The sequence below is a fragment of the Pseudomonas paracarnis genome (assembly GCF_904063055.1).
GTDB classification, from domain to species: domain Bacteria; phylum Pseudomonadota; class Gammaproteobacteria; order Pseudomonadales; family Pseudomonadaceae; genus Aquipseudomonas; species Aquipseudomonas paracarnis.
Genome location: NZ_CAJFCN010000102.1, coordinates 1 through 436, shown reverse-complemented (window position 1 = coordinate 436; position 436 = coordinate 1). Strand labels below are relative to the sequence as shown.

At 68.6% G+C, this 436-nt stretch carries 1 pseudogene; it reads right to left on the bottom strand.

What is annotated here, in order from left to right:
* Nucleotides 1-436: pseudogene (locus JMV15_RS28085) on the bottom strand (helix-turn-helix transcriptional regulator); the annotation flags it as partial.

The window sequence follows — 436 nt, the reverse complement described above, 5'->3', positions numbered from 1 at the left end:
GGCCGCGTCGTCCGCGCGGTGGCAGGTCTGACCCAGGCGGGCAAGCCAGGCGTCGGCCAGGTCAGTGCGCCCCGGGGCCAGCAACAATTCGCATTTGATCAGGGTGATCATCGCCAGGTAAAAGATCGGCGGAACATCCCAGATGTGCATCAAGCGTTCGGCCTCGGCCAGTTCGGCAAAAGCAGGGGCAAACTCCCCACGCCGCCCTTCGACGCTGGCGCTGACGCAGTGCCCGATCAGCACGCTGACATCGCGGCAAGCACGAGCCTCGTGCAGGCCGGCGCCCCAACGCGCTCGGCCGGCTTCGGGATGGTAACGACCCCGCATCAGATCACCCCCGCACAGAGACAGACGCGCGCGCACTGCATACAGGCGCTGGGGCGCACACCACTGCACGCGCTCGAGCGCCGTGGGGGCTTCAGCGAGGGCCCGCAGG